The organism is Pseudomonas sp. GD04019, assembly GCF_029837695.1.
Lineage (GTDB): Bacteria > Pseudomonadota > Gammaproteobacteria > Pseudomonadales > Pseudomonadaceae > Aquipseudomonas.
Genome location: NZ_JAOEEA010000019.1, coordinates 16,664 through 36,408, shown reverse-complemented (window position 1 = coordinate 36,408; position 19,745 = coordinate 16,664). Strand labels below are relative to the sequence as shown.

Annotated in this window: 18 protein-coding genes; 6 read left to right on the top strand and 12 right to left on the bottom strand. The window is 67.3% G+C overall.

Annotation, left to right across the window (positions count from 1 at the left end):
• Window positions 1–545 (bottom strand): DJ-1 family glyoxalase III (locus N7607_RS22585; protein WP_279924048.1); only part of this gene is annotated, 545 nt, incomplete at its 3' end.
• A gap of 194 nt (window positions 546–739) precedes the next feature.
• Between N7607_RS22585 and N7607_RS22580 the strand changes: the two genes are divergently transcribed.
• Window positions 740–2,038: an NCS2 family permease gene (locus tag N7607_RS22580; RefSeq protein ID WP_279869184.1), complete on the top strand. Its 1,299-nt coding sequence runs from the start codon at window positions 740–742 to the stop codon at window positions 2,036–2,038.
• Complete coding sequence (trmA, locus tag N7607_RS22575) at window positions 2,035–3,120, top strand: tRNA (uridine(54)-C5)-methyltransferase TrmA (RefSeq protein ID WP_279869185.1); 1,086 nt, start codon at window positions 2,035–2,037, stop codon at window positions 3,118–3,120. The genes N7607_RS22580 and trmA overlap by 4 nt, the downstream gene beginning before the upstream one ends.
• 8 nt (window positions 3,121–3,128) lie before the next feature.
• On the opposite strand, the gene N7607_RS22570 is transcribed toward trmA, so the two are convergent.
• The 4 genes from N7607_RS22570 to N7607_RS22555 all read right to left on the bottom strand — a co-directional run bounded on the left by N7607_RS22570 (window position 3,129) and on the right by N7607_RS22555 (window position 9,449).
• Window positions 3,129–3,575: a hypothetical protein gene (locus N7607_RS22570; protein WP_279869186.1), complete on the bottom strand. Its 447-nt coding sequence runs from the start codon at window positions 3,573–3,575 to the stop codon at window positions 3,129–3,131.
• Window positions 3,576–3,714: 139 nt separating this feature from the next.
• Window positions 3,715–5,160 (bottom strand): AdeC/AdeK/OprM family multidrug efflux complex outer membrane factor, encoded by a 1,446-nt coding sequence (gene adeC, locus N7607_RS22565; RefSeq protein ID WP_279869188.1) that lies wholly within the window; start codon window positions 5,158–5,160, stop codon window positions 3,715–3,717.
• Window positions 5,157–8,294: an efflux RND transporter permease subunit gene (locus N7607_RS22560; protein WP_279869190.1), complete on the bottom strand. Its 3,138-nt coding sequence runs from the start codon at window positions 8,292–8,294 to the stop codon at window positions 5,157–5,159. Before N7607_RS22560 ends, adeC begins: the two co-directional genes overlap by 4 nt.
• Before the next feature lie 12 nt (window positions 8,295–8,306).
• Window positions 8,307–9,449: an efflux RND transporter periplasmic adaptor subunit gene (locus N7607_RS22555; RefSeq protein WP_279869191.1), complete on the bottom strand. Its 1,143-nt coding sequence runs from the start codon at window positions 9,447–9,449 to the stop codon at window positions 8,307–8,309.
• Window positions 9,450–9,612: 163 nt separating this feature from the next.
• Here N7607_RS22555 and N7607_RS22550 point away from each other — a divergent pair, with 163 nt between their 5' ends.
• Window positions 9,613–10,248 (top strand): TetR family transcriptional regulator, encoded by a 636-nt coding sequence (locus N7607_RS22550; protein ID WP_279869192.1) that lies wholly within the window; start codon window positions 9,613–9,615, stop codon window positions 10,246–10,248.
• On the opposite strand, the gene N7607_RS22545 is transcribed toward N7607_RS22550, so the two are convergent.
• Window positions 10,234–10,623, bottom strand: coding sequence for a DUF4345 domain-containing protein (locus N7607_RS22545; RefSeq protein ID WP_279869193.1), 390 nt, complete (start codon window positions 10,621–10,623; stop codon window positions 10,234–10,236). The two genes, N7607_RS22550 and N7607_RS22545, sit on opposite strands and share 15 nt — an antisense overlap.
• 127 nt (window positions 10,624–10,750) lie before the next feature.
• Here N7607_RS22545 and N7607_RS22540 point away from each other — a divergent pair, with 127 nt between their 5' ends.
• Together N7607_RS22540 and N7607_RS22535 are read left to right on the top strand one after the other, a co-directional pair.
• The gene (locus tag N7607_RS22540; RefSeq protein WP_279869195.1) at window positions 10,751–11,182 is read left to right on the top strand and encodes a DUF411 domain-containing protein; all 432 of its coding nucleotides are present in this window, start codon (window positions 10,751–10,753) and stop codon (window positions 11,180–11,182) included.
• 237 nt (window positions 11,183–11,419) lie between these two features.
• Window positions 11,420–12,292, top strand: a complete 873-nt coding sequence (locus tag N7607_RS22535) for a neutral zinc metallopeptidase (RefSeq protein ID WP_279869196.1) — start codon at window positions 11,420–11,422, stop codon at window positions 12,290–12,292.
• A gap of 62 nt (window positions 12,293–12,354) precedes the next feature.
• Here the strand turns inward: N7607_RS22535 and N7607_RS22530 are convergent, their stop codons facing one another.
• Complete coding sequence (locus tag N7607_RS22530) at window positions 12,355–13,362, bottom strand: AraC family transcriptional regulator (RefSeq protein WP_279869198.1); 1,008 nt, start codon at window positions 13,360–13,362, stop codon at window positions 12,355–12,357.
• A gap of 151 nt (window positions 13,363–13,513) precedes the next feature.
• Between N7607_RS22530 and N7607_RS22525 the strand changes: the two genes are divergently transcribed.
• Entirely contained in the window at window positions 13,514–15,343 is a 1,830-nt protein-coding gene (locus N7607_RS22525; RefSeq protein ID WP_279869200.1) for a long-chain-acyl-CoA synthetase, read from the top strand.
• A gap of 23 nt (window positions 15,344–15,366) precedes the next feature.
• Here N7607_RS22525 and N7607_RS22520 read toward each other — a convergent pair whose 3' ends face one another.
• From N7607_RS22520 to N7607_RS22500, 5 genes are all read right to left on the bottom strand, one after another.
• Window positions 15,367–15,876 (bottom strand): DUF559 domain-containing protein, encoded by a 510-nt coding sequence (locus N7607_RS22520; RefSeq protein ID WP_347881180.1) that lies wholly within the window; start codon window positions 15,874–15,876, stop codon window positions 15,367–15,369.
• A 165-nt stretch (window positions 15,877–16,041) separates the two neighbouring features.
• Window positions 16,042–16,671: an HAD family hydrolase gene (locus N7607_RS22515; RefSeq protein WP_279869216.1), complete on the bottom strand. Its 630-nt coding sequence runs from the start codon at window positions 16,669–16,671 to the stop codon at window positions 16,042–16,044.
• 17 nt (window positions 16,672–16,688) lie between these two features.
• Window positions 16,689–17,558 carry an acyl-CoA thioesterase II gene (gene tesB / locus N7607_RS22510; protein WP_279869202.1) on the bottom strand — a complete coding sequence of 290 codons (870 nt, stop codon included), beginning with the start codon at window positions 17,556–17,558 and terminating at the stop codon, window positions 16,689–16,691.
• Complete coding sequence (locus N7607_RS22505; protein WP_279869203.1) at window positions 17,555–19,165, bottom strand: SagB/ThcOx family dehydrogenase; 1,611 nt, start codon at window positions 19,163–19,165, stop codon at window positions 17,555–17,557. Before N7607_RS22505 ends, tesB begins: the two co-directional genes overlap by 4 nt.
• Window positions 19,155–19,709: a GNAT family N-acetyltransferase gene (locus tag N7607_RS22500; RefSeq protein WP_279869204.1), complete on the bottom strand. Its 555-nt coding sequence runs from the start codon at window positions 19,707–19,709 to the stop codon at window positions 19,155–19,157. Before N7607_RS22500 ends, N7607_RS22505 begins: the two co-directional genes overlap by 11 nt.
• Window positions 19,710–19,745: the final 36 nt, after the last annotated feature.

The following is a 19,745-nucleotide window of genomic DNA, read 5'->3' as shown; positions in this document are numbered from 1 at the left end:
AGCATGGCCTCGGCCACCGCCTTGCGCTTGGCCTTGCCCACCAGTTGCTCGACCAGGGTCAGGGCGAACTCCAGCGCCGTGGCCGGGCCCTGGCTGGTGATGCAGTTGCCGTCGACCACCACCGGCTGATCGACGAAGGTGCAGCCGGACAGGCGGTCGCTGAAGGCCGGGTAGCAGGTCATCCGTCGCTGCCTGAGCACGCCGTAGCCCTGCAGGGCCAGGGCCGGGGCGGCGCAGATGGCGGCGAACAGCTTGCCGGCCCTGGCCTGCTCGCGGACCTTGTCGGCCAGCGGCTCGTGCTCGGCCAGGTGCTGGGCACCGGGCATGCCGCCGGGCAGCACGATCAGGTCGAAGTCCTGGGCCAGCACGTCGACCAGCATGGCGTCGGCGGTCACCCGGGTGCCGCGGGCGCAGGTGAACATGCGGCGGTTCTCGATGCTGGCCACCACCACTTCCACTTCTGCGCGGCGCAACACGTCGATCAGGCTGATGGTCTCGATATCTTCCACACCGTCGGCGACGGCGATCAGGGCGCGCTGGGTCATCTGCAGGCTCCTCGGACGGAAACCGATACTGTCCGTCCGGTCATAAATTCACCGCTCGGGGGTGAGCTGGTATAGTGCGCGGCTTTTCCGGACCAGGCCGAATCTGCGCTCGTATTTCATCGAGTTGGCAGTCTTTGTGCTTTGCTTTCGCGCAGTCCACAACCCTTGCCGCACCAGCCCTACGGGAGCCCACCATGCTGGAAAAGCTATTCCAACTCAAGGCGCACAACACCAACGTGCGCACCGAGATCCTGGCCGGTATCACCACCTTCCTGACCATGGCCTACATCCTCTTCGTCAACCCGGCGATCCTCGGTGAGACGGGCATGGACAAGGGCGCGATCTTCGTCGCCACCTGCCTGGCCGCGGCCATCGGCTCGGCGCTGATGGGCCTGATCGCCAACTACCCGATCGCCCTCGCCCCCGGCATGGGCCTCAACGCCTTCTTCACCTACACCGTGGTGCTGCACATGGGCCACACCTGGCAGGTGGCACTGGGCGCGGTATTCATCTCCGCCACCCTGTTCTTCCTGCTGTCGATCTTCCGCATCCGCGAGTGGATCGTGAACAGCATTCCGCTGCCGCTGCGCTCGGCCATCGCTGCCGGCATCGGCCTGTTCCTGGCGCTGATCGCGCTGAAGGAAGCCGGCCTGGTGGTGGACAACCCGGCCACCCTGGTCGGCCTCGGCGACCTGCACGCCCCCGGCCCGCTGCTGGCGATCCTCGGCTTCTTCCTGATCGTCGCCCTGGAGGCGCGTCGCGTCACCGGTGCAGTGATGATCGGCATTCTCGTGGTCACCGCCATCGCCATCGGCCTGGGCGTCACCCCGTTCGGCGGCATCGTCTCCATGCCGCCGTCGCTAGCCCCGACCTTCCTGCAGCTGGACATCATGGGCGCGCTGGACGTGGGCATGATCAGCGTGATCTTCGCCTTCCTGTTCGTCGACCTGTTCGACAACACCGGCACCCTGATCGGCGTGGCCAAGCGCGCCGGCCTGATGAGCAAGGACGGCCACCTGCCGAAGATGGGCCGCGCGCTGATTGCCGACAGCGCCGCCGCCATGGGCGGTTCGCTGCTGGGCACCAGCACCACCACCAGCTATATCGAATCCGCCTCGGGCGTGGCCGCCGGCGGCCGCACCGGCCTGACCGCCATAGTGGTAGCAGTTCTGTTCCTGCTGGCGCTGTTCTTCGCCCCGCTGGCCGGCACAGTCCCCGCGTTTGCTACCGCGCCGGCGCTGCTGTTCGTCGCCGTGCTGATGACCTCCGGCCTGGCCGAGATCGACTGGGACGACATCACCGTCGCCGCGCCGGTGGTGATCACCGCCCTGGCCATGCCGCTGACCTTCTCCATCGCCAACGGCATCGCCTTCGGCTTCATCGCCTGGGTGGTGATCAAGGCCCTGGCCGGTCGCTTCAAGGAGATCAACCCGGCGCTGGTGGTGCTGGCCGCGATCTTCGTCGCCAAGTTCGCCTTCGGCGTCAACGCATGACCCAGGTACGCGACGCGGCGGCCTATGCCGCCCAGCTGGAAGATAAGGTCGCCCGCCTGCGCGAGCTGCTGGCGCCCTTCGCCGCACCTGAGCCTGCGGTCTTCACCTCGCCAGGCGAGCACTACCGCCTGCGCGCCGAGTTCCGCCTGTGGCGCGAACAGGAAGAGCGCCATTACGCGATGTTCGCCGCCGGCGACAAGCACACGCCGATCCTGATCGAGGAATTCCCCATCGCCAGCCTGCGCATCAACGAGCTGATGCCCAAGCTGAAAGCAGCCTGGCAGGCCAGCCGGGTGCTGTCGTTCAAGCTGTTCCAGATCGAGTTCCTCACCACCCTGGCCGGCGATGCGCTGATCACCCTGTGCTACCACCGCCCGCTGGACGCCGAATGGCAGGCCGAGGCCGAGCAGCTGGCGGCCAAGCTGGGCGTGAGCCTGGTCGGCCGCTCGCGCGGCCAGCGCCTGGTGATCGGCCGCGATTACGTGCAGGAAGAAATGACCGTGGCCGGGCGCAGCTTCCGCTACCGCCAGCCCGAGGGCGCCTTCACCCAGCCCAACGGCCAGGTCTGCCAGCAGATGCTGCAGTGGGCTTATGACGCCCTCGGTCAGCACAACGACGACCTGCTGGAGCTGTACTGCGGCAACGGCAACTTCACCCTGCCGCTGTCGACCCGCGTACGCAAAGTGCTGGCCACCGAGATCAGCAAGAGCTCGGTGAATGCCGCGCTGGCCAACCTGGCGGACAACGGCATCGACAATATCGAGCTGGTGCGTCTGTCTGCCGAGGAGCTGACCCAGGCCCTCAACGAAGTACGCCCGTTCCGCCGCCTGGCCGATATCGACCTGAAGTCCTACGACTTCGGCGCCGTGTTCGTCGACCCACCGCGCGCCGGCATGGACCCGGACACCTGCGAGCTGACCCGCCGTTTCGACAATATCCTGTACATCTCCTGCAACCCGGAGACCCTGGCCGCCAACATCGCCCAGCTCAACGATACCCACCGTATCGAGCGTTGCGCGCTGTTCGACCAGTTCCCGTGGACCCATCACATGGAAAGCGGCGTATTGCTGGTGCGGCGCTAAGCGCCGCGTCAGGTCAGGAGCGGCAAGCGGAAACCATTCAGCGACAGCACCAATGCATGTCGGTCGGCTACCACCACTTCGGCCTTGTTGTTCTCATGCATCAGGTAGTCGCGCAGGGTGAATGGCAGCTCAACCGGTACCCCGGCAATGGAAAGCTGCTCGCTGTGGATGCCGGAGAACTCGAAGCCACGCATCTCGGCGAGCCCCTGCAGCAGATACACATCTTCGCTCACTGGCCGATACGAAGGCGCGTGATTACCCAGGTAGGCCAGCGACGCCGCATATGACGCCAGACTGCGGCGCTCGTGTTCGGTAATGGCGCGATGTGGTTTGCCGTGACGGCGAAGGTCTTGCAGGTTCATGCGGTGCGATAGCGCGCCGGCATAGATGCGCGACGCCTGAACCAAAAAAATGACGACCAGCCCTACGCCGATCAGACCCAGAACGATATCCATATCGTGAGCTCCTTGTTGATGCGCGCGCATCATGCGGAGCCCAGGGCGAGCCTGCAATCTGCGTGTCTCAGGCTGTGACCCAAACCTCAGCCATAAAAAAGCCCCGGTATGCCGGGGCTTTTTCGTTTCAGGCGGGCACTCAGTCCTGCGCTGGCGCGGTCGCCAGCTGGGTCTGCTCGTTCCAACCACCGCCGAGGGCCTTGTACAGGTTGACCTCGCTGGTCAGCTGGTTGAGGCGGTCACCGATCAGCTGCTGGCGGGCGCTGAACAGCTGGCGCTGGGCATCGAGCAGGGTCAGGTAGCTGTCCACCCCGGTGCGGAAGCGGCGCTCGGCGAGGCGGTAATACTCCTCGCTGGTACCGACCAGCGCGCGCTGGGCCGTCAGCTGCTGCTCATAGGTGGTGCGTGCTGCCAGGCCATCGGCGACTTCCTGGAACGCGGTCTGGATGGCCTTCTCGTAGCTGGCCACCTGGATGTTCTTCTGCACCTCGGCGTAGTCGAGGTTGGCCGCAAGGCGTCCCGCCGTGAAGATCGGCAGGTTGATCGACGGCTGGAACAGCCAGCTGCCGGAACCACCGTCGAACAGACCGGACAGCTCGCTGCTGGCGCTGCCGGCGTTGGCGGTCAGGCTGATGCTGGGGAAGAACGCCGCGCGCGCCGCACCGATGCTGGCGTTGGCGGCCTTGAGCTGGTGCTCGGCCTGGAGCAGGTCCGGACGGCGTTGCAGCAGTTCGGACGGCAGCCCCGCCGGCACTTCGGCCAGCAGATCGGCATTCAGCACTTCGCCTTGCGGCAGATCGGCCGGTACGCCGCCACCGAGCAGCAGGGCCAGGGCGTTTCGGTCCTGGGCGACCAGGCGGCTGTACTGCGCCAGGCTGGCCTCGGCGCTCTGCACCGAGGTGCGCGCCTGGCTCAGCGACAGCGCATCGGCCACACCGACATTGAAGCTGCGTTCGGTGAGGGCGTAGCTCTTGCGGTAGGTCTCCAGGGTGTCGCGGGTCAGCTGCAGCAGCTGCTGGTCGGCCTGCAGGGTCAGGTAGGCGTTGGCCACGCTGGCCACCAGGCTGATCTGCGTGCTGCGCTGCGCTTCTTCGCTGGCGAAGTACAGCTCCAGGGCCTGCTCGTCGAGGCTGCGCAGGCGGCCGAAGAAGTCGATCTCCCAGGCACTGGTACCGACCGTGGCGCTGTACTGGCCGCTGGTGGTGGCCTCGCCGCTGGACGACAGGTCGCCCGGCAGGCGCTGACGGGTGCCGCTGCCGGCGGCGGAGATGCTGGGGAACAGCTCCGAGCGCTGGATGCGGTGCTGGGCGCGGTAGGCGTCGACGTTCAGCGCGGCGATGCGCAGGTCGCGGTTGTTGGCCAGCGCGGCCTCGACCAGCTGCTGCAGCGCCGGGTCGCGGAAGAACTCGCGCCAGCCCAGGGCCGCTGCCGCCACGTCGGTCTGCGCAGCGCCGTTGGCGGTGTAGGCCGCGCCTTGTGGCCAGGCGCCGTCCACCGGGGCATCCGGGCGCTGGTAATCGGGAATCAGGCTGCAACCACCGAGCAGGACGCTGACGATGGCAAGGGACAACAGGGACTGCCTCACTGGACGGCCTCCTCTTTGATGGCATCTTTGCTGCGCTTGTCCTTGAACAGCGAGCAGACCAGAACGTAGAACAGCGGCACCCAGAAGATCGCCAGCACGGTGGCGGTGAGCATGCCGCCGATCACTCCGGTACCGATGGCGTGCTGGCTACCGGAACCGGCGCCGGTGGAGATCGCCATCGGCACCACGCCGAGGATGAACGCCAGCGAAGTCATGATGATCGGGCGCAGACGCATGCGGCAGGCCTCGATGGCCGCATCGAACAGGCTTCTGCCCTGCTCGTGCAGCTCCTTGGCGAACTCGACGATAAGGATCGCGTTCTTCGCCGACAGGCCGATGGTGGTGAGCAGGCCGACCTGGAAGAACACGTCGTTGCTCAGGCCACGCAGACTGGTGAACAGCAGCGCACCGATGATCCCCAGCGGCACCACCAGCATCACCGAGAACGGGATCGACCAGCTCTCGTACAGCGCCGCCAGGCAGAGGAACACCACCAGCAGCGACAGCGCGTACAGCGCCGGCGCCTGGGCGCCGGACAGGCGCTCCTCGTAGGACAGCCCGGTCCAGGAGTAGCCGATACCCGCCGGCAGCTGGGCGATGATCTGCTCGACCGCCGCCATGGCCTCGCCCGAGCTGTGGCCCGGCGCCGGTTCACCGAGAATCTCGATGGCCGGTACGCCGTTGTAGCGGGCCAGCTTCGGCGCGCCGTAGATCCACTCGCCGGAGGCGAAGGCACTGAACGGCACCATCGCGCCCTGGTCGTTGCGCACGTACCACTTGCCGAGGTCGTCCGGGTTCATCCGCGCCTCGGGCACGCCCTGCAGGTAGACCTTCTTCACTCGGCCACGATCGATGAAGTCGTTGACGTAGCTGGCGCCCCAGGCGATGGACACGGTGTTGTTGATGTCCGCCAGCGACACGCCGTGGGCGCGGGCCTTCTCGTCGTCGATCTGCAGCTGGTACTGCGGCTCGTCGTACAGGCCGTTGGCGCGCACACGGGCCAGCACCGGGCTGCCCTTCGCCAGCTCGAGGAACTTGTCCCGCGCGGCGTTGAGCTGCTCGTGGCCGACGCCGGCGCGGTCCTGCAGGAAGAAGTTGAAGCCGGTGGCGTTACCCAGCTCCAACACCGCCGGCGGCGCGAAGGCGAACACCATGGCGTCGCGGAAGCTGAAGAAGTGCTGCTGGGCGCGCTGGGCCAGGCTGAACACGCTGTGCTCGGCGCCCGGGCGCTCCTCCCAGGGCTTGAGCATGATGAAGGCCATGCCCGAACTCTGCCCGCGACCGGCGAAGTTGAAGCCGGTGACGGTGAACACCGATTTCACCGTGTCCTTCTCCGCATCCAGCAGGTACTCGCGCATCTGGTCGACCACCACCTGGGTGCGTTCGGCGCTGGCGCCGGCCGGGGTCTGCACCTGGGCGAACAGCACGCCCTGGTCTTCCTCGGGCAGGAAGGCGGTGGGGATGCGGGTGAACATCCAGGCCATGATCGCGACGATCACCAGGTACAGCAGGATGTACGGTGCCTTGCGCTTGAGGATGGCGCGCACGCCGCGCTCGTAGCCGTTGACGCTGCGGTCGAAGGTGCGGTTGAACCAGCCGAAGAAGCCGCGCTTGGGCGCGTGGTGGCCCTTGGCGATGGGCTTGAGCATGGTCGCGCACAGCGCCGGGGTGAACACCAGGGCGACCAGCACCGACAGCGCCATGGCCGAGACGATGGTGATCGAGAACTGCTTGTAGATCACCCCGGTGGAGCCGCCGAAGAAGGCCATCGGCAGGAACACCGCCGACAGCACCAGGGCGATACCGACCAGCGCGCCCTGGATCTGCCCCATGGATTTGCGCGTGGCTTCCAGCGGCGACAGGCCTTCCTCGGCCATTACCCGCTCAACGTTCTCCACCACCACGATGGCGTCGTCCACCAGCAGGCCGATGGCCAGGACCATGGCGAACATGGTCAGGGTATTGATGGTGAAGCCGAACATCGCCAGCACGCCGAAGGTGCCGAGCAGCACCACCGGCACCGCCAGGGTGGGGATGATGGTGGCGCGCAGGTTCTGCAGGAACAGGAACATCACCAGGAACACCAGCACGATGGCTTCGCCCAGGGTGTGCAGCACGCCCTCGATGGAGGCCGAGACCACCGGGGTGGTGTCGTAGGGGAACACCACTTCCATGCCGGCGGGGAAGAAGGGCTTGAGCTGGTCGATGGTGGCGCGGATCGCCTTGGCGGTGTCCAGCGCATTGGCACCGGTGGCCAGCTTGATCGCCATGCCCGAGGCCGGCTTGCCATTGAACTGCGCGCTGATGGCGTAGTTCTCGCCGCCCAGCTCGACCCGCGCGACATCGCGCAGGCGCACCTGGGAGCCGTCACGATTGACCTTGAGCAGAATCGCGCCGAACTGCTCGGGCGTCTGCAGGCGGGTCTTGCCGATGATGGTGGCGTTGAGCTGAGTGCCCGGCGAGGCCGGCAGGCCGCCGAGCTGGCCAGAGGAGACCTGGACGTTCTGCGCCTGGATGGCGCTCTTCACGTCCACTGGGGTCAGCTGGTAGTTGTTCAGCCGGGCCGGATCGAGCCAGATGCGCATGGCGTACTGCGAGCCGAACACCTGGAAGTCGCCCACGCCCTTGGTACGCGAAATCGGGTCCTGCAGGTTGGAAACGATGTAGTTGGACAGGTCGTTCTTGTCCATGGAGCCGTCGGCCGAGACCACGCCGATCACCAGCAGGAAGTTCTTCACTGCCTTGGTCACGCGGATGCCCTGCTGCTGCACTTCCTGCGGCAGCAACGGGGTGGCCAGCTGCAGCTTGTTCTGCACCTGGACCTGGGCGATGTCCGGGTTGGTGCCCTGCTCGAAGGTGGCGGTGATGGTCATGCTGCCGTCGGAGTTGCTCTCCGAGCTGATGTAGCGCAGGCCGTCGATGCCGTTGAGCTGCTGCTCGATCACCTGCACCACGGTGTCCTGCACCGTCTGTGCCGAGGCGCCGGGGTAGCTGACCTGGATGCCGACGGCGGGCGCGGCGATGCTCGGGTATTGGTTGATCGGCAGTTTGAGGATGGCCAGGCCACCCGCCAGCATGATCACCAGGGCGATCACCCAGGCGAAGATCGGCCGGTCGATGAAGAACTTCGACATGCGCGGCGCTCCTTAGTGACGCTGGGCCAGGTCGGGATCGACCGACTTGGTTTCGGCGACATTGGTCGCGGGCGCGGTCTGCACTTCGGCACCGGGACGGACGAACTGCAGGCCTTCGGTGATCAGCTTGTCACCGGGGTTGAGGCCCTTGGTCACCAGCCAGCGGTCGCCCACGGTGCGGTCGGCCTCCAGCTGGCGCAGCTCGACCTTGTTCTCGGCATTCACCACCAGCGCGGTGGCCTGGCCCTTGAGGTCGCGGGTGATGCCCTGCTGCGGCGCGAGGATGGCCTGCTGGCGCACGCCGGAGCTGAGCTGCGCATGCACGAACATGCCCGGCAGCAGGTCGTGCTCGGGGTTGGGGAACACGGCGCGCAGGGTCACCGAGCCGGTGCCTTCGTCCACCGACACCTCGGAGAATTCCAGGGTGCCTTCGTGCGCGTACTCGCTGCCGTCTTCCAGCTTCAGCTTGACCTTGGCGGCGTTGTCACCGGCCTTCGCCAGCTGCCCGCTGGCCAGTTCGCGGCGCAGGCGCAGCAGGTCCTTGGTCGGCTGGGTGACGTCGACGTAGATCGGGTCGAGCTGCTGGATGGTGGCCAGCGCGGCGGCCTGACCGTTGTTGACCAGCGCGCCCTCGGTCACGGCGGAACGGCCGACACGACCAGAGATCGGCGCCAGCACCTTGGTGTAGCGCAGGTCGATACGCGCCCGCTCCAGCGAAGCCTCGGCCTGCAGGCGCGCCGCCTGGGCCTCTTCATAGGCCTGCTTGCTCACGGCCTGGTCGCTGACCAGATCCTGGTAGCGCTCGGCCAGCGACTGGGTCGAAGCCAGGGTGGCCTGGGCGCTCTTGTAGCTGGCCTGGTACACGGCCGGATCGATCTGATACAGCTGCTGCCCGGCCTTGACCTCGGAACCTTCCTTGAACAGGCGCTTCTGCAGAATGCCATCGACCTGCGGGCGTACTTCGGCGATGCGATAGGCGCTGGTGCGCCCCGGCAGCTCGGCGGTCAGGGTGAACGGCTGCGGCTGCAGGGTGACGATGCCCACCTGGGGCGTCTGCGCGGCGGGCGGCGCGGCGTCCTCCTGGCAACCGGAGAGCATTAACGTAGCCAGAGCCACGGCGGAAACCATGGCTGTGAAGGCTGGCTTCTTCTGCATCTGAATCGACCTCATGTCAGAGACGGCCCGGTCAGAGGAGAGCGGGCGCGGGGGAAGGAAAACTGTTTAGCTGGCTAAGAAATATACTTACATACTAGAATGTTTGTAAACGCGAAAACTAACCGCGGATACAACTTTTCCCAACCTTTACACACTGCCCAGCATGGTCCGACGTACCAAAGAAGAAGCCGAAGAAACCCGCCAGAGCATCCTCGACGCCGCCGAGCATCTGTTCCATGAGCGAGGGGTTTCGCGCACCTCGCTGGCCGATATCGCCAGTGCCGCAGGCGTGACCCGTGGCGCCATCTACTGGCACTTCCAGAACAAGGTCGACCTGTTCCAGGCCATGCTCGAGCGCCTGCATCTGCCGCTGGAAGAGCTGGCCCAGGCCAGCGAACGCGAGGACGAACCCAACCCGCTGGGGCAGACCCGCGAGCTGCTGGTGCGCCTGCTGCGCAATGTGGAGCTGGACCCGCAGAGCCGGCGCATCCAGGAGATCCTGCAGCACAAGTGCGAGTACACCGACGATCTCGGCGACCTGCGCCAGAAGATGCAGGCGCTGCACCTGGAGTGCGACGAGCGGATCGAAAAGTCGTTACGCAATGCGGTCAGCAAGGGCCAACTGCCGGCCGACCTGGACTGCCGCCGCGCCACCCTCTGCCTGCACGGCTATGTCCACGGCCTGCAGGCCAACTGGCTACTGGCGCCGGGCGGCGACTCGCTGGCCGCGCAGGCCGATCAGTTGGTCGACGCCCTGCTCGACATGCTGCGCTGCAGCCCCGCTTTACGCCGGCGCTGAAGCGCGCCGCAGCAGCCAGAAGGCGAGGCCGGCGGAGACGCCCTCGAACAACATGGCGTAGAGGTTGAAGGTCTGCTGCGCGCCGCCATCCAGCCACAGGCCGCCCAGTCGCGCGACGAACAGGCTGGCATAGAGCAGCACCAGCAGCATCAGCGCCGGACGCAACAGATCAGAGCGAAGCAGCGCCAGCCCCAGCCATACCCCCAAGCCCAACTGCAGGCCGCCGTAGTAGGCGCGCACATCGGTGACCGCGGCCGGCTCCATCAGCAGCATGCCGCTGAGATTAGCCATCTCCTGCGGACGGATGAAATAGGCCAGGCCGAAGCCGGCGAGTAGCAGGGCCTGAACGGCCAACAGGATGCGGGCGGGCAGCATCGGCGATCTCTCCTGGTAGGGACAGCGAGCATAGGCCGCGGCGTCGCAGACGGAAACAGTCCGGTGCTGGGACGCCCCGGGCCGTGGCGCTATCCTGCGACGAATTCATCCTGCCGAGGAACCCGCCATGCGCCTACTGCCTCTCGCCGCCCTGCTGTTCGCCAGCGCCACCCAGGCCGCCGAGCCCGTTACCATGGACGTCCACCGCGACGCCAACTGCGGCTGCTGCAAGGCCTGGATCAGCCATCTGCAAGACAACGGCATCCAGGTCAACGACCATGTCGAGACCGACATGAGCGCGGTCAAGCAGCGCCTCGGCGTGCCGCCGCGCCTGGCCTCGTGCCACACCGGGGTGATCGACGGCAAGTTCGTCGAGGGCCACGTACCGGCCAGCGACATCCTCGCCCTGCAGGGCCGCCCCGACCTGCTCGGCGCCGCCGTGCCCGGCATGCCGCACGGCTCGCCAGGTATGGAAACCGGCCGGGTGGACGCCTACCAGGTGATCGGCCTGGGCAAGGATGGCAAGGAGAGCGTGCTGGCCGATTATCCGGCCAAGTAACCTCAGCATCTGCCCCAAGTCTGCTGCGCGTCGGCCATTCGTCGTTAAAAGCAGGCCGGGACGCGGCGTCTCGGGCTGCTCATTTATCGCTCGTAAACTCCGCGCCTTCGCCTGCTTGCGGGGGCACCGAGCCCTAGCCTGGCTCTAGCTCGCGAGACTTTGAGCAGATTCTTGGACTGGCGCCCTTCGCCGCCGAGGACGACACTGTCAGCCTCGACGGACTGAAGGAGCGCGGCCATGCGTTGGGAACGAGGTAGACGCAGCGACAACGTGGTGGACGCCCGCGGCGGCGGTGGCGGCATGCGCTTCGGCGGTGGCAAGGGCCTGAGCCTGGGCGGCATCGCCATAGTCGTGGTGGTCGGCCTGCTGATGGGCCAGGACCCACTGACCATCCTCGGCAACGTGGTCAATCAGGGCATGCAGCAGGACGCACCGGTACAGGAACAACGTGCACCGGCGGCCAACGACCCGCAGAGCGAATTCGTCCGCGCCGTGCTCGGCGACACCGAGGACACCTGGCGCGCCATCTTCCAGGCCTCCGGCAAGCAGTACCAGGATCCCAAACTCATCCTGTTCAGCGGCGGCGTGCGCTCGGCCTGCGGCTTCGCCGATGCCGCCGTCGGCCCCTTCTACTGCCCCGGTGATAAGCAGGTGTATCTCGACCTGTCGTTCTTCCGCGAGATGGAAACCCGCTTCGCTGCCGCCGGTGATTTCGCCCAGGCCTACGTGATCGCCCACGAGGTCGGCCACCATGTGCAGACCCTGCTCGGCGTCTCGGCCAAGGTCAACGCGGCGCGCCAGCGTGGCGAGCGCGTGGAGGGCGACAACGGCCTGCTGGTGCGCCAGGAATTGCAGGCCGACTGCCTGGCCGGCGTCTGGGCACACCATGCCCAGCAGCGCCTGAACTGGCTGGAACCGGGCGATCTGGAGGAGGCGCTGAACGCCGCCAATGCCATCGGCGATGACCGCCTGCAGAAGCAATCGCGCGGCACCGTGGTGCCGGACTCCTTCACCCACGGCACCTCGGCCCAGCGGGTACGCTGGTTCCGCACCGGCTTCGACAATGGCGAACCGGGGCGCTGCGATACCTTCAAGGCGGCGAAATTGTAGGGCGGGTGAAACCCGCGTCGACGTAGCGTCTCAGGCAACCCGCAGACACGGTTTCACCCGCCCTACCGGCTTTCTTGGTAAGCCTTGGGCGACACGCCGAACCAGCCCTTGAACGCCTTGTAGAAGGCACTCGGTTCGGCGAAGCCCAGCTCGCGGCTGAGCTGCTCGATGCGGCAGTCGGCCTGCTGCAGGCGCCGCAGCGCATGCTCGCGGCGCACCTCGGCGAGCAGCTCGGAGAAGCTGCAGCCCTCCTCGCGCAAATGGCGGTGCAAGGTCTGCCGGCTGGTGCGCAACCGCTGCGCCACCGCCTCCACCGAGAAGGCGCCATCCACCAGGCCCAGTTCGATCAGGTGCAGCACCTGCTGGCGCAGGCTGTGGTGGCTCGGCAGCTGCGCCTGCATGTCGCTGACCCGCTGCAGCAGCAGGCCCTTGAGATAGTCGTTGCCGCTGTGCAGCGGCAGCTGCATGTCCTCTGCCGCCATCTCGATATAGTCCAGCGGTTCGCCGAAACGCACCGGGCAGCCGAGTATCTGCCGGTAACTGGCGGAGCCGGCCAGCGGCATGTGGCGGAAGCCCACCAGCAACGGCAGCAGGCGCACGCCACTCATCTGCCGGCCCCAACACAGGGCCGAGCTCAGGCTGTATTCGCAGGCCGGCGGATGATTGACCAACGGCGCGGTGAACAGGAAGCAGATACGCACCCGCTCGCCGAGCAGCTCCACGCGCAGGTTCTCGCATTCGCTCATCACCGGGCTGTGCTGGCTGAACAGCTGCAGCGCCTCGCCGATGGTCGCGCTCATCGACGCCAGGCTGGCCACCGGGCCGCGGGTGCGCAGGCCACGCTGCTGGCCCAGGAGCAGACCGATATCGGCCGGTGCGCCACGTTCCGCCGCCAGTTGCCACAGGCGCAGCAGCCAGGCCACCGGGATGCGCGCCTCCAGGTCCAGGCGCGGCTCCGGCGCCAGGCCCAGCTCGGCGAGGTCGTCCGGCCCCACCAGCTGCAGCTGGCGCAGGCTCTGGTACAGGTCCAGCAGCAGCGACGCGGTGGCGCTCGGGGCGGAGTCCAGCATGGTCGGCAAATCCTTTCACCTGTGGCGGGAGCGGCCGAGTGTGCGCCAACCCTGAGACGAATTGCCAGTCCCTTGCGACCGCAGGCTATCAACAGCCCGCCGCGGCCTTGCGTAGATTGCGGGGAATAACAACAACACCTCAGGATCTGCCATGAGCTATCCCGCCGTTATCACCCTGCCGCGCCTGCTGTCGCGCGTGCCCTACCTGCTCGCCGGCCTGCCCGGCATCATCCGCGGCCTGCGCCTCGCCAGCCGCGCCCGCGGTAGTGCCGTCGGCGGCCTGGCCGATTGCGTGGAGCGTGCCACCCGCGGCAACCCCGACGGCCTCGCGCTGATCCAGGGCGACGAACAGCTGACCTACGCCGAGTTCGACCAGTGGGCCAACCGCCTGGCCCACCGCCTACGCGCCGGCGGCCTGGAACAGGGCGACTGCGTCGTGCTGCTGATGGACAACCGCCTGGAGCTGCTGGCCTGCGTCACCGCCTGCGCCAAGCTCGGCGTGGTGGTGGCGCTGCTCAACAACAGCCAGCGCGGCCAGGTGCTGGCCCACAGCATCAACCTGGTGAAGCCGCGCGTCGCCCTGGTCGGCGAGGAGTTGCTCGCAGCCTTCGAAGAGGTGCAGGAACAACTGCAGCTGCCGGCCGAGGGCCGCTACTACTTCGCCGACCGCCCAACCTGGCGCGACCCCGGCCAGGCCCCGAGCGGCTGGCAGCACCCGGCCGCCGACCTGGCCGCGCAAGCAGACAGCAAGCCGCCGCTGGCGCGCCCGGTGCAGGCCGAGGATCCCTGCTTCTACATCTACACCTCCGGCACCACCGGCCTGCCCAAGGCCGTGGTGTTCAACCACGGGCGCTTCCTCAAGGGCTACGGCATCTTCGGTTTCGGCGCCGTGCGCCTGGGCCGCTACGACCGCCTGTACTGCAGCCTGCCCTTCTACCACGCCACCGCCATGGTGGTGTGCTGGGGCTCGGTGCTGTCCGCCGGGGCGGCGCTGATCATGGTGCGGCGCTTCAGCGCCAGCCGCTTCCTCGACGAAGTGCGCCGCCACGGCGCCACCGCCTTTGGCTATGTCGGCGAGCTGTGCCGCTACCTGCTGGACCGCCCGGCCAGCCCCGGCGACGCCGACAACCCGCTGCGCATCATGGTCGGCAACGGCATGCGCCCGGCCATCTGGGGCACCTTCAAGCAGCGCTTCGGCATTGAACGGGTGGTCGAGTTCTACGCCTCCAGCGAGGGCAACATCGGCTTTACCAACCTGCTCAACCTGGACAACACGGTGGGCGTCACCCCCTACCCCTACGCCATCGTCCGCTACGACCGTGACAGCGAAGCGCCGCAACGCGACGAACACGGCCGCCTGCAGCGGGTGAAGCCCGGCGAGCCCGGCCTGTTGATCGGCGAGATCACCGCGAAGACCCCCTTCCACGGCTATACCGACCCGGCCAAGACCGAGAGCTGCATCCTGCGCGATGTGTTCAAGCCGGGCGATGCCTGGTTCAACACCGGTGACCTGATGCTGCACCAGGGCTGGCGCCACGCGCAGTTCGTCGACCGCCTCGGCGACACTTTCCGCTGGAAGGGCGAGAACGTCTCCACCACCGAAGTGGAAACGGTGCTCGATGGCATCGAAGGCGTCGGCGAGGCGGTGGTCTACGGCGTGGAGATCGCCGGCACCAACGGCCGCGCCGGCATGGCCTGCATCCGCCTGGACCGCGCGCCCGCTGACTTCGACTTCCAGGGCCTGCTCACTGAGCTGCGCCGCGAGCTGCCGCACTACGCGGTGCCGCTGTTCCTGCGCCTGAGCGAGAAGATGGAAACCACCGGCACCTTCAAGCACAAGAAGGCGCCGCTCAAGGACCAGGGCTTCGACCCCGCACGCTGCGCCGACCCGCTGTACGCCTGGCTACCCGGCACGGAGAGCTATGTGGCGGTGGACGCCGAGCTGCATACGGCGATCCAGGGTGGCGAGTATCGCTACTGAAGTCCGAGGAGCTTAGGGCTCCCTCACCCCTGCCCCTCTCCCAAGGGGAGAGGGGAGAACTCCCCCGCCCCTGAGCCCCAGGTTCCAGGTTCCAGGTTCCCGAGACCGTTTGCCTTACTTCCCCTCTCCCTCCGGGAGAGGGGGCAGGGCGGCCCGCGCAGGGGTGAGGGAAAAGCGGCCTCCTGATAGATCCTTTCCAGCACGGCTGGCAACTCCAGAAGCACGTCCCGGTTGCTGAAACGCAGCAGCCGGACGCCTCTGCTGAGCAGATAATCGGCACAACTGCCGTCATGCTCCACCCCCTCATCTGTGTAGTGCTGCCCGCCATCCAGCTCGATGCCGAGGCGCAGCTCCTCACAGTAGAAATCCAGCACATAGGGTGACACGGGGTGCTGGCGGCGAAACTTGCAACCGGCCAACTGACGGCTACGCAGGTGGCGCCAGAGCAGCGTCTCGGCATCGGTGGCTTTGCGCCTGAGCTGACGAGCGAATTCGAGTTGGTCGGGTTCTAGCGGGGATTTGCGTCGTGACATAGCAGGAGTCCTTTCCTGATGGTCCGTGCAGCCTAGCAGCCCCTCACCCTACGCGGGCCGCCCCATCCCTCTCCCAAAGGGAGAGGGTGACCACCCCGAAGTTCCCTGCACACACCCTCCCTCCGGGAGAGGGGCCAGGGGTGAGGGCCTGGCCAGCGCGAAACTCTACCGAGTGAGTTGATCCAGCAGCGCCCCGCAATCCACCGCATGCATGTCAGTCAGCTCCGGCCAGGGATTGTCCGGCAGGTTGACCAGCACGCCCTGGGCGCCGGCGGCGCGGGCGCAGTCGAGGTCGAAGCGGTAGTCGCCGACCATCACCATCTCACCCGGTGCCACACCCCAGCGTGCCGCCAGTTGCAGCAGGCCATCCGGATCGGGCTTGGGAATCGCCTCGCCGCGGCCGATCACATTGGCCGTGTCGAAGCAGTCGCCGAGGCCGATGGCAGCCAGGGTCAGCAGGGCTAGTTCGTGGGCGTTGCGGGTAAGGATGCCGAGACGGCAGCCACGCTCATGCAGCGCCCGCACCAGCTCTACCGCGCCGGGTGCAGCCACCGAGCCGATGGCCAGTTCGCGTTCGTGCTCCAGCAGCCAGGCGTGCTTGGCCGCCGCCTCGTCCGCCGGCAGCGCGGCCAGGTGGTGGAGGATGTCTTCCTCCTGGGGAATGCCGAGCGCGCGCTTGATCGCCGGAAAGTCATGCACGGCTACCGTCAGGGTACCGTCCATATCGAAGACCCAGTGCCGGCAGTCGCGCAGACGTACTTCCGTTTGTAGGGCGGGTGCAACCCGCGAGCGGATTTCGCCCGCCCGACTCGTCACTTCCAGTCCTCGCGCAGGCGGGTCAGCCCCTCCTGCGCCGAGGACGCCACCAGGCGCCCGTTGCGGTCGAAGATGCTGGCGCGGGAGAAGCCGCGGGCATTGCCGGCCCAGGGGCTGTCCATGGCGTACAGCAGCCAGTCGTCCATGCGCAGGTCGGCGTGGAACCACAGGGCGTGGTCGAGGCTGGCCACCTGCATGAACTTCTGGAACACCGATACGCCGTGCGGCTGCATCGAGGTGGTCAGCAGATTGAAATCGCTGGCATAGGCCAGCAGCAGCTTGTGCAGCTGCGGCTCGGCCGGCAGCTCACCGGCGGCGCGGAACCACACGTACTTCACCGGGTCGCACGGCTCGGGGGCAAAGGGATTGATACGGGTGACCGGGCGGATCTCGATCGGCTTCTCGCTGGTCATCCGCTCGCGCATGCGCTCGGGGATCAGGTGCGCCACCTGGCGGGCGATGTCGGTCTCCGAGGGCAGGTTCTCCGGCCCCGGCACGTCAGGCATCGGCAGCTGGTGGTGGAAGCCGTCCTCGTCGGCCTGGAACGAGGCCGAGCAGAAGAAGATCGGCTGGCCCTTCTGCACCGCCGTGACCCGCCGGGTGCTGAAGCTGCCGCCATCGCGCACGCGGTCGACGTGATAAACGATCGGCAGGCTGGCATCGCCAGGGCGCAGGAAGTAGCCATGCAGCGAATGGACGTGACGCGCCTCCTCCACCGTCTGGTTGGCCGCCGACACGCACTGGCCGAGCACCTGGCCACCGAACAGCTGACGGAAGCCCAGGTCCTGGCTGCGCCCACGGAACAGGTTTTCCTCGATCTGCTCCATGCTCAGCAGGGACACCAGATCATCCAGCACTTGGCTCATACATCGCTCCTCGGCGGCACACGCAATTCGTTATAGGCTGGCGCGCTGGTGAGGCGTTCGTCCCACACCGCGCGGCCAATCGTGAAATGGTAAAGGCTTTGCCAGCGGCTGTCGGCCAGTTCCAGCAATTCGTGCACCTGATCGTCGAAGAAGCAGCCGATACCGGTGCCAGACAACCCCGCCGCCTCGGCCTCCAGATACAGCAACTGGCCGATCTGCCCGCACTCCCAGTACAACCGCGGATAGCGCCACGGCCCCTCGGCCAGCGCCGCATCGAAGCGTGCCAGCATGGCCAGGGCCACGCAGCCGTCGCTGGCGATGTCCTGGCCGCAGGAGAGGAAGCCGGCCAGGCCACGGGCGTCGCCCTCCAGCAGGTGATACAGCGGCAGCTCGGCGTGCACCCGCTGCCAGGCAAAGTCGCCGCGCAGTCCTTCCGGCTGGGGCTGGCGATCGCAGCGGGCCAACCAATACAGGCCCGACTCCAGCCCCTGCACACGGTGAACGAACAGCAGCAGATCGACTTGGGCGGCCTCGCCGCTCGCCGCGAAGGGCACCGGCGAGTTCTCCGGCAACAAGCGACGCAGCCAGGCAAACAGCAGCTCGGCCTGGATGCCGGAGCGGCTGTCGAAGGCCTGGGCACTGCGTCGCCGATGCAGGATCGGCCGCAGTGGCAGGCCGAGATTATCGTCGCCCCGCCGCCCAGCCGCGGCCTGCCAGCTCAGGCTCGGCAACGCCGGCGCCCGGCACAGTGCATGCACCCGCGCCAGCTCCGGCCACTCGCGATACTGGCGTGACAGGCGATTGGGCGTGCCGCCCAGCTCCAGCGCGGCCAGGCCGCGCAGCAGCGTTTCAGGCAAAGAAAACTCCTCGGTTAATGGACCGATCCACAGCAGGCAGTCGCCATGCTCGGCCTCGTGGAAGCCGTCGCGATCCAGCCCCAGCAGGCCATCCAGCCGTGCCTCGGCCACGCCGCGCAGCACGCGCACCTGCCAGCCCTGGATGGCGGCGGCGATGCTCAGGCACGCCAGCGCATGCCCCAGGTCGTGCTGGCAGTAGCGATAGGCGCGCTCGCCGTATTTCCAGGCCTCGCGCCAGGCAATGCTGGCCAGCCCCAGCAGGAAGCCGCCAGCCGGCAACGCCGCCGCCAGTTGCTCGCCCAGCGGCGCCGGCAGCTCGGCGCGCACCTCCAGGCCATGAGCATCCGGCGCGTAATGCGCCAGCAGCCCCGGCTCCTCGACGCTGCCAGGCGGCAGCAGTAGATAGGCCTCGCTCGGATGCAGATTGCCGGACGACGGATTGACCCGCAGCGCCCAGCGATTGCCACCGGCCTCCTTCCAGGCCGACAGCGCCAGGCTGTCGTACAGCAGCTGCGAGAGGCTGGCGCGGCTCAGCGGTTGCGGCTCGCCCAGTGGCCCGGCGAAGGGCGTGTCGTAACCCGGCGTCTCCTCCAGTGGGCGCTGCCACAACTCGAGCAGACGGCTACCGGCGTAGCGACGAAATGGCGCCGGCTGGGTCGCCCAATCCAGCTGACCGGGCCCCGGCGCATAGGCGTTCGGCGCGTGCTTGCTCAGCGCGTGATAGGCACGCACCTGCTGCTCAGCGTCCATGCCAGTTCTCCTGCGTGATGCGATAGAGCAGATGCGGGCGCAATGGATGCCCGGCTGGCAGGTTCGGATGCTCGAAGTCATCGGCCGGATCGCGGCACATGCCCAGGCGCTCCATCACGCCCCAGGAGCGTCGATTGGCCGGAACGGTAAAGGCCACCACCTGCTCCAGACCAAGCTCCTCGAAGGCGAACTGCAACGAACGCCGCGCCGCCTCCAGCGCATAACCCTGGCCCCAGAACGGCCGAGCCAGACGCCAGCCGGTCTCCACCGCCGGCACGAAGGGCGCAGCGAAGCCGACCGGCGCCAGCCCGGTGAAACCAATCACGGCAGCATCCTCGCGCCGCTCCAGGCACCAGAAGGTGAAGCCATGCTCGACCTGATGCGCCATCAGCTTGCCGAGCAGCTCGGCACTGCCGGCGCGGTCCAGCACGGCGGGAAAATGCGCCATCACCTCGGGATCGGCGCACATGGCCGCCAGGGCATCCAGATCGTCGTCGCGCCAGGGACGCAGGATCAGGCGTTCGCTGCTCAGGGTCGTGGTCATATACTGGGCTCGCCTAGTTTTTCAAATGGCTGCGAG

Coding starts and splice junctions, on each gene's coding strand:
- N7607_RS22535 (WP_279869196.1), top strand. CDS start 11,420: ATGCGTTGGGAACGAGGTAGACGCAGCGACAACGTGGTGGACGCCCGC.
- N7607_RS22520 (WP_347881180.1), bottom strand. CDS start 15,876: ATGTCACGACGCAAATCCCCGCTAGAACCCGACCAACTCGAATTCGCT.
- N7607_RS22530 (WP_279869198.1), bottom strand. CDS start 13,362: ATGCTGGACTCCGCCCCGAGCGCCACCGCGTCGCTGCTGCTGGACCTG.
- N7607_RS22525 (WP_279869200.1), top strand. CDS start 13,514: ATGAGCTATCCCGCCGTTATCACCCTGCCGCGCCTGCTGTCGCGCGTG.
- N7607_RS22540 (WP_279869195.1), top strand. CDS start 10,751: ATGCGCCTACTGCCTCTCGCCGCCCTGCTGTTCGCCAGCGCCACCCAG.
- N7607_RS22545 (WP_279869193.1), bottom strand. CDS start 10,623: ATGCTGCCCGCCCGCATCCTGTTGGCCGTTCAGGCCCTGCTACTCGCC.
- N7607_RS22555 (WP_279869191.1), bottom strand. CDS start 9,449: ATGCAGAAGAAGCCAGCCTTCACAGCCATGGTTTCCGCCGTGGCTCTG.
- N7607_RS22505 (WP_279869203.1), bottom strand. CDS start 19,165: ATGGACGCTGAGCAGCAGGTGCGTGCCTATCACGCGCTGAGCAAGCAC.
- N7607_RS22500 (WP_279869204.1), bottom strand. CDS start 19,709: ATGACCACGACCCTGAGCAGCGAACGCCTGATCCTGCGTCCCTGGCGC.
- N7607_RS22550 (WP_279869192.1), top strand. CDS start 9,613: ATGGTCCGACGTACCAAAGAAGAAGCCGAAGAAACCCGCCAGAGCATC.
- N7607_RS22570 (WP_279869186.1), bottom strand. CDS start 3,575: ATGGATATCGTTCTGGGTCTGATCGGCGTAGGGCTGGTCGTCATTTTT.
- trmA (WP_279869185.1), top strand. CDS start 2,035: ATGACCCAGGTACGCGACGCGGCGGCCTATGCCGCCCAGCTGGAAGAT.
- tesB (WP_279869202.1), bottom strand. CDS start 17,558: ATGAGCCAAGTGCTGGATGATCTGGTGTCCCTGCTGAGCATGGAGCAG.
- N7607_RS22560 (WP_279869190.1), bottom strand. CDS start 8,294: ATGTCGAAGTTCTTCATCGACCGGCCGATCTTCGCCTGGGTGATCGCC.
- N7607_RS22580 (WP_279869184.1), top strand. CDS start 740: ATGCTGGAAAAGCTATTCCAACTCAAGGCGCACAACACCAACGTGCGC.